Genomic DNA, 7,989 nt, shown 5'->3' with positions numbered 1-7,989 from the left:
AATTACGGCGCCGATTCTCAAAAAGTGAAAAAAGTTTTGCCTGCGACGCCCCCTGCGAAGCCATGACGTCTTGTGCGGCAGATGCTATTCTGGCAATGTCCCGCGCTGATAAATAGGACAGCTTTGCTGACCATTTATTGCCTTCACATTGACGCCGGCCCACCGCGCCGTCTGCCCGTGACGACGGGCGCGCGCGAGCGACGGGCCAAGCGGGCGCGCCAGGAGGGCGCGAGAGGGCGGGACGCGCCGCGAAATGCGGGGCGCGCAAGCAAGACGAGGGGTCGCGGGCGACGCGCCCCTGAATGGGTAGGATGGACGGGCATGAATGAATTGACCAGGTCGAGCTATTTCCCCTCCGTCTCCGCCCAAGACTCCAAAACCGCGCCGGACCATGGCGCGACCGGCCTGTCCGCCGCTGTCGGCTTTTCCTCGATGGAGCAAGGGATGCATTTCGCGACCGCCAATGGTTTGCCGCCGGCGCAAGGCCTGTACGATTCCCGCAACGAGCATGACGCCTGCGGCGTCGGCTTCGTCGCCAATATGCATAATGCGAAATCCCACGATCTCGTGCGGATGGGCCTGCAGATCCTGCTCAATCTCGACCATCGCGGCGCCGTCGGCGCCGACCCGAAGGCCGGCGACGGCTGCGGCCTGCTGATGCAGATCCCGCATCGCTTCTTCGCTGAGGAAGCGACGCGGCTCGGCTTCGCTTTGCCGGAGCCCGGCCTTTACGCCGTGGGCGCGCTGTTCATGCCGCGCGATCCGGCCGCCCGCAAGCAGATCGAGGACATTTTCGAACGCGTCGTGGTCGAGAACGGCCAGAAGGTGCTGGGCTGGCGCGACGTGCCGGTCGACCCGAGCGGCCTCGGCGAGACCGTCAAGCCGACCGAGCCCGCCCATCGCCAGATCTTCATCGGGCGCGGCGATTCCACGCCGGACCAGACCGTGTTCGAGCGCAAGCTGTTCCTGATCCGCAAGATCGTTTCGAACTCCGTTTACGGCCTGCACGACCCCAAGATGCAGGGCTGGTATCCGGTGTCGCTGTCCTCGCGCACCATCGTCTACAAGGGCCTGCTGCTCGCTTCCCAGCTCGGCGATTATTTCGCCGACCTGCGCGACGAGCGCGTCGAAACCGCCGTGGCTCTGGTGCACCAGCGCTTCTCGACCAACACTTTCCCGTCGTGGCAGCTCGCCCATCCCTATCGCATGGTCGCGCATAACGGCGAGATCAACACCCTGCGCGGCAACGTCAACTGGATGGCGGCGCGGCAGGCTTCGGTCGCCTCGCCTCTGTTCGGCGACGACATTTCCAAGCTGTGGCCGATCTCCTACGAAGGCCAGTCGGACACCGCCTGTTTCGACAATGCGCTCGAATTCCTGGTGCAGGGCGGCTATTCCATGGCCCACGCCATGATGATGCTGATCCCGGAGGCGTGGGCGGGCAATCCGCTGATGGACGAGGAGCGTCGCGGCTTCTACGAATATCACGCCGCGCTGATGGAGCCGTGGGACGGCCCGGCCGCCGTCGCCTTCACCGACGGCCGCCAGATCGGCGCGACCCTCGACCGCAACGGCCTGCGCCCGGCGCGCTATCTGGTCACCGAGGACGGCCTTGTGGTGATGGCTTCCGAAATGGGCGTGCTGCCGATTCCGGAAGACAAGATCGTCACCAAATGGCGCCTCCAGCCCGGCCGCATGCTGATGGTCGACATGGAGCAGGGCCGCATCATCTCGGACGACGAGATGAAGTCCAGCCTCGCCGCCTCGCATCCGTATCGCGACTGGCTGAAGCGCACCCAGATCCAGCTCGAAGACCTCAAGCCCGTCGAAGCGCGCTCCTCGCGCGCCGACGTGTCGCTGCTCGACCGTCAGCAGGCCTTCGGCTACACCCAGGAAGACACCAGCATCCTGATGGCGCCCATGGCCGTGACCGGCCAGGAAGCCGTCGGCTCGATGGGCGCGGACACGCCGATCTCGGCCATGTCGTCCAGGTCGAAGCTGCTCTATTCCTATTTCAAGCAGAACTTCGCCCAGGTCACCAACCCGCCGATCGACCCGATCCGCGAGGAGCTGGTCATGAGCCTGGTGTCGTTCATCGGCCCGCGCCCGAACATTCTTGACCATGAGGGCACGGCGAAGAAGAAGCGCCTTGAGGTCCGCCAGCCGATCCTGACCAATGGCGATCTCGAAAAGATCCGCAATATCGGTCATTTCGAGGACAGCTTCGACACCAAGACGCTGGACATCACCTATGATGTGGAGCTGGGCGCGGAGGGCATGAAGTCCATGCTCGACCGGCTGTGCGACCGCGCCGAACAGGCCGTCACCGGCGGCTATAACATCATCGTTCTGTCCGACCGCATGGTCGGCGCCGATCGCATTCCGATCCCGGCGCTGCTCGCCACCGCCGCCGTGCACCACCATTTGATCCGCAAAGGCCTGCGCACCTCGGTCGGCCTGGTGGTCGAGACCGGCGACGCGCGCGAAGTGCATCATTTCGCGCTGCTCGCCGGCTATGGCGCCGAGGCGATCAATCCCTATCTCGCCTTCGAGACGCTGGCCGACATGGCCGACGAATTCCCGGCGGAAGTCGACGGCTATGAGGCGGTCAAGCGCTATATCAAGTCGATCGACAAGGGCCTGCTCAAGGTCATGTCCAAAATGGGCATTTCGACCTATCAGTCCTATTGCGGCGCGCAGATCTTCGACGCGGTCGGCCTCTCCAAGCCCCTGGTGGACGCCTATTTCACCGGCACCGCCACGCCGATCGAGGGCGTCGGCCTCGACGAAATCGCGGTCGAGACGGTCGAGCGTCACAAGCTCGCCTTCGGCGACGCCCCGGTCTATCGCAACGCGCTCGACGTCGGCGGCGACTATGCCTATCGCATCCGCGGCGAGGCGCATAACTGGTCGCCGGACACGGTCGCGCTTCTGCAGCACGCCGTGCGCGGCAACAGCCAGGAAAAATACCGCGCCTTCGCCAAGCTGCTCAACGACCAGTCCGAACAGCTTCTGACCATCCGCGGCCTGTTCCGCATCAAGGACGCCGAGGAAGACGGCCGCAAGCCGGTTCCGCTGGACGAGGTCGAGCCGGCGAGCGAAATCGTCAAGCGTTTCGCCACCGGCGCGATGTCGTTCGGCTCGATTTCGCGCGAGGCGCACACCACGCTGGCCGTGGCGATGAACCGCATCGGCGGCAAGTCCAACACCGGCGAGGGCGGCGAGGAGCCGGATCGCTTCAAGCCGCTGCCCAATGGCGATTCGATGCGCTCGGCGATCAAGCAGGTCGCTTCGGGCCGGTTCGGCGTGACGGCGGAATATCTCGTCAATTCCGACATGATTCAGATCAAGATGGCGCAGGGCGCGAAGCCCGGCGAGGGCGGCCAGTTGCCCGGCCACAAGGTCGACGCGGTCATCGCCAAGGTGCGCCATTCGACCCAGGGCGTCGGCCTGATCTCCCCGCCCCCGCATCACGACATCTATTCGATCGAGGATCTGGCCCAGCTGATCTACGATCTGAAGAACGTCAATCCGCGCGCCGATATTTCGGTCAAGCTGGTGTCGGAAGTCGGCGTCGGCACGGTCGCCGCCGGCGTCTCCAAGGGCCGCGCCGATCACGTGACCATTTCCGGTTACGAGGGCGGCACGGGCGCCTCGCCGCTGACCTCGATCAAGCACGCCGGCAGCCCGTGGGAGATCGGCCTCGCCGAGACCCATCAGACCCTGGTGCTGAACCGCCTTCGCTCGCGCATCGTGGTCCAGGTCGACGGCGGTCTGCGCACCGGCCGCGACGTCATCATCGGCGCTCTGCTCGGCGCGGATGAATTCGGCTTCGCCACCGCGCCGCTGATCGCGGCGGGCTGCATCATGATGCGCAAGTGCCATCTCAACACCTGCCCGGTCGGCGTCGCCACCCAGGATCCGGTGTTGCGCAAGCGCTTCGTCGGCCAACCCGAGCATGTCATCAACTTCTTCTTCTTCGTGGCCGAAGAGGTCCGCGAATATATGGCAAAGCTCGGCTATCGCACGATCAATGAAATGGTCGGCCAGATGCAGATGCTCGACCGCGAGCGCGCGATCCAGCACTGGAAAGCGAACGGCCTCGACTTCGCCAAGCTGTTCCACAAGCCGGAGCCGCTGGACGGCCAGACCATCTATCGGTCGGAATTCCAGAACCACAATCTCGACAAGGCGCTCGACAAGCAATTGATCGCGCGTTCGGGCGTGGCGCTGGATCGCGGCGCGCCGATCCATCTCGAAACCGACATCTGCAACGTCAACCGCTCGGTCGGCGCCATGCTGTCGGGCGAGGTCGCGCGGATCTACGGCTATGCCGGCCTGCCGGACAACACCATCCACATCAAGGCCAAGGGCACCGCCGGCCAGAGCTTCGGCGCCTGGCTCGCTCATGGCGTGACGCTGGAGCTTGAGGGCGAGGCAAACGACTATGTCGGCAAGGGCCTGTCGGGCGGCCGCATCGTGGTCTATCCGCCGCGCGAGGCCAAGCACATCACGCCCGAGAACTCGATCATCGTCGGCAATACCGTGCTTTACGGCGCGATTTCCGGCGAGGTCTATTTCCGCGGCGTGGCCGGCGAGCGCTTCGCGGTGCGCAATTCCGGCGCGATCGCGGTGGTGGAAGGCGCGGGCGACCATGGCTGCGAATATATGACCGGCGGCGTGGTCGTCGTGCTCGGCCCCACCGGGCGCAATTTCGCGGCCGGCATGTCGGGCGGCATCGCCTATGTGCTCGACGAGGCGGGCGATTTCCCGTCCCGCTGCAATATGGCGATGGTCGATCTGGAGCCCGTGGTGGAGGAAGAGGACCTGAACTGGCGGCTCAACAACCAGGGCGGCGACCTCGAGAGCCATGGGCGCGTCGACATCATGAGCGACATGTCGCGCTTCGACGCCGAGCGCCTGCGCCAGCTGATCGCCAACCATCTGCAATTTACCGGCTCGACGCGCGCCCGCGAGATTCTCGACAAATGGGACGTCTACCTGCCGAAATTCCGCAAGGTCATGCCGGTCGAATATCGCCGCGCTTTGGCGGAGCTGATGACGCAAACCGAACAGCGGCAGACCGCCGCCGCGGGGGAATGATATGGGCAAGGTGACGGGGTTCCTTGAAATCGATCGGCAGGACCGCAAGTACAAGCCGGCCGCCGACCGCATCCGCCACTACCATGAGTTCGTGATTCCTCTCTCGGAGGAAGCCACGCGCGATCAGGCGGCGCGCTGCATGAATTGCGGCATTCCGTTCTGCCATAACGGCTGCCCGGTGAATAACCAGATCCCCGACTGGAACGATCTGGTCTATAACAGCGATTGGGAAGAGGCGGCGCGCAACCTGCACTCGACCAATAATTTCCCGGAATTCACCGGCCGCGTCTGTCCCGCGCCCTGCGAGGCGGCGTGCACACTGAATCTGGAAAACACGCCGGTCACGATCAAGACGATCGAATGCGCCATTGTCGACCGCGCCTGGGAGAACGGCTGGCTGCGCCCCGAGCCACCGACGACCAAGACCGGCAAGAGCGTCGCCATCATCGGCTCCGGCCCGGCCGGCCTCGCCGCCGCGCAGCAACTCGCCCGCGCCGGCCATGACGTCCATCTCTACGAAAAGAACGCCAAGGCCGGCGGCCTGCTGCGCTATGGCATTCCCGACTTCAAGATGGAGAAACATCTGATCGACCGCCGCGTCGCGCAGATGGAGGCCGAAGGCGTCACCTTCCATTATGGCGCGAATATCGGCGTCGACCTGCCGGCCAAGGATCTTGTCGCCGGCTATGACGCGGTGATCCTCGCCGGCGGCGCCGAAAAGCCGCGCGACCTCCCGGTTCCGGGCCGCGACCTCGCCGGCGTGCATTTCGCGATGGATTTCCTGCCGCAGCAGAACCGCCGCGTCGGCCGCGAAAATGCGGGCCCGGAAGAGCCGATCCTCGCCTCGGGCAAGCATGTCGTCGTCATCGGCGGCGGCGACACCGGCTCCGACTGCATCGGGACCTCGGTGCGCCAGGGCGCCTTGTCGGTGACGCAGCTTGAAATCATGCCGAAGCCGCCGGAGCAGGAAGACAAGCTGACAAGCTGGCCCTATTGGCCGCTGAAGCTGCGCACGTCCTCCTCGCATCAGGAAGGCGCGGAGCGCGATTTCGCCGTGACCACTAAGTCCGTGGTCGGCGAGAACGGCGCGGTCAAGGCGCTGAGATGCGCGCGCGTCGACGGCAAGATGCAGGAAATTCCCGGTTCGGAATTCGACCTGCGCGCCGATCTCGTCCTGCTCGCCATGGGCTTCGTCTCGCCCGTGCATGAGGGCATGATCAAGGAGCTCGGCGTCGCGCTCGACAATCGCGGCAATGTGAGCGCCGACACGCTTGCCTACAAGACCAGCCTCGACAAGATCTTCGTCGCCGGCGACATGCGCCGCGGCCAGTCGCTGGTGGTCTGGGCGATCCGCGAGGGCCGCCAGGCCGCGCGTTCGGTCGATCATTTCCTGATGGGCTCGACCAATCTGCCGCGCTGAACGCGCCTGTATCCTTCTGACGAGGCCGGCTCCGCAAGGCGCCGGCCTTTCTTTTTGCGCCGTGCTTTTTTGTGTCTTTTTCTGCTTTTTGTGTCATTTTTTCCGGACGCGGAGCCCTTCCGGAATCATGACGGATTTCTACACCACCAGCGAAGTCGCGGCCCTGTTGCGGGTCAAGCCGCGCAAGATCTATGACATGGTCGCCGAGGGCGCCCTGCCCGTGCGCAAGATCACCGGCAAGCTGCTGTTTCCACGCATCGAGATCGAAGACTGGCTTGGGACACGCCATGAGGCGGCCCCGCCGGCGCCCATCAGCCAAGCGGAAGACGCCGCCGAACCGCCGCCGATCATGGCGGGAGGGCATGATCCGCTGCTCGAATGGGCGCTGCGCGAATCGCAATCGGGCATAGCCAGCTTTCTCGACGGCGCGCTCGACGGCCTGAGCCGCGCCGAAAGCGGCGGCTGCGCCTTCGCCGGCCTGCATATTCCCGAGCCCGACGGCTGGAACGTCGACGCGACGCGCGAAAAATTCGCCGACAAGCCCTGGGTGCTGATCGAATGGGCCAAGAGGCGGCGCGGCCTGATTCTGCGTCCCGGCCTGACCAAAAAGCCCGAGACCTTGCGCGCCGCGCGCGGGCTGCGCTTCCAGGCGCGCCAAAACCGTTCCGGCAGCGAAAAGGTGCTCGACCAATTGCTGTCGGCCGAGAAGATGACGCGCGCCGATCTGCACCTGCTGGAAAATGTCGAGCGCTCCGAATTCGATCTCGCCGCCGCGCTCGCCGAGGGCCGCGCCGATATCGGCCTCGGTCTCGAAGCGGCGGCGCGCCATTACCGGCTGGATTTCGTACCGCTGATCGACGAGCGCTTCGACCTGCTGGTCTGGCGCAAGGCGTTTTTCGACCCGCCCTTCCAAAAGCTGCTGGCGCTCGGCGCGACTGAACGTTTCGCGGAAAAAGCCCGAGCGCTCGGCGGCTATGATCTTTCGGGCCGGGGCGCGGTGCATTTCAACGGGGCGGGATAAAGCCGCCGCGACGTGTCGCGAAACCGACACGACACAGCTTGAACCCCAGGAATTCCGGGCCTTTGCGCGCTGGCACATTCGTTGCTCCCATCCTGCCAAAAGGATCCGGAGCCTGCCATGATCACTCTGACTCCCGACGCCGTTTCAGCGGCCCGCACCATTCTCGAAACCGCCAAGACGCCCGCCGACGGCCTGCGCATCCTGGTCGAGGCCGGTGGCTGCTCGGGCTTCACCTATAAGATGGACCTCGAAAACGAGACGCGCGAAGGCGACAATGTCGTCGAGGCCGATGGCGTGAAATTCTTCATCGACGATCTCTCGCTCGGCTTCGTGAAGGGCATGACGGTCGATTTCGTCAGCTCGCTGGAAAAATCCGGCTTCGTGTTCGAAAATCCGAACGCCACGACGCAATGCGGCTGCGGCAAATCCTTCGCCTGATTTCCCG

Annotated in this window: 4 protein-coding genes; all 4 read left to right on the top strand. The window is 64.7% G+C overall.

All coding sequences use genetic code 11. From position 1 onward, the window contains the following. The first annotated feature begins 432 nt into the window (after nucleotides 1-432). Nucleotides 433-5,103, top strand: coding sequence for a glutamate synthase large subunit (gltB, locus tag ACE3S9_RS11050; RefSeq protein WP_374546514.1), 4,671 nt, complete (start codon nucleotides 433-435; stop codon nucleotides 5,101-5,103). A 1-nt stretch (nucleotide 5,104) separates the two neighbouring features. Further along, nucleotides 5,105-6,523 (top strand): glutamate synthase subunit beta, encoded by a 1,419-nt coding sequence (locus tag ACE3S9_RS11045; RefSeq protein ID WP_374546513.1) that lies wholly within the window; start codon nucleotides 5,105-5,107, stop codon nucleotides 6,521-6,523. A 127-nt stretch (nucleotides 6,524-6,650) separates the two neighbouring features. After that, nucleotides 6,651-7,544 (top strand): substrate-binding domain-containing protein, encoded by an 894-nt coding sequence (locus tag ACE3S9_RS11040; protein ID WP_374546511.1) that lies wholly within the window; start codon nucleotides 6,651-6,653, stop codon nucleotides 7,542-7,544. A 117-nt stretch (nucleotides 7,545-7,661) separates the two neighbouring features. Then, the gene (locus ACE3S9_RS11035; protein WP_374546510.1) at nucleotides 7,662-7,982 is read left to right on the top strand and encodes a HesB/IscA family protein; all 321 of its coding nucleotides are present in this window, start codon (nucleotides 7,662-7,664) and stop codon (nucleotides 7,980-7,982) included. Nucleotides 7,983-7,989: the final 7 nt, after the last annotated feature.

The organism is Rhodoblastus sp., assembly GCF_041915505.1.
Lineage (GTDB): Bacteria > Pseudomonadota > Alphaproteobacteria > Rhizobiales > Beijerinckiaceae > Rhodoblastus.
This window is presented reverse-complemented; position numbering and strand designations above follow the sequence as displayed.

Bases quoted from the DNA above. Each gene is read 5' to 3' on its own strand.
- gltB (WP_374546514.1), top strand. From the start codon at position 433: ATGGAGCAAGGGATGCATTTCGCGACCGCCAATGGTTTGCCGCCGGCG.
- ACE3S9_RS11045 (WP_374546513.1), top strand. From the start codon at position 5,105: ATGGGCAAGGTGACGGGGTTCCTTGAAATCGATCGGCAGGACCGCAAG.
- ACE3S9_RS11040 (WP_374546511.1), top strand. From the start codon at position 6,651: ATGACGGATTTCTACACCACCAGCGAAGTCGCGGCCCTGTTGCGGGTC.
- ACE3S9_RS11035 (WP_374546510.1), top strand. From the start codon at position 7,662: ATGATCACTCTGACTCCCGACGCCGTTTCAGCGGCCCGCACCATTCTC.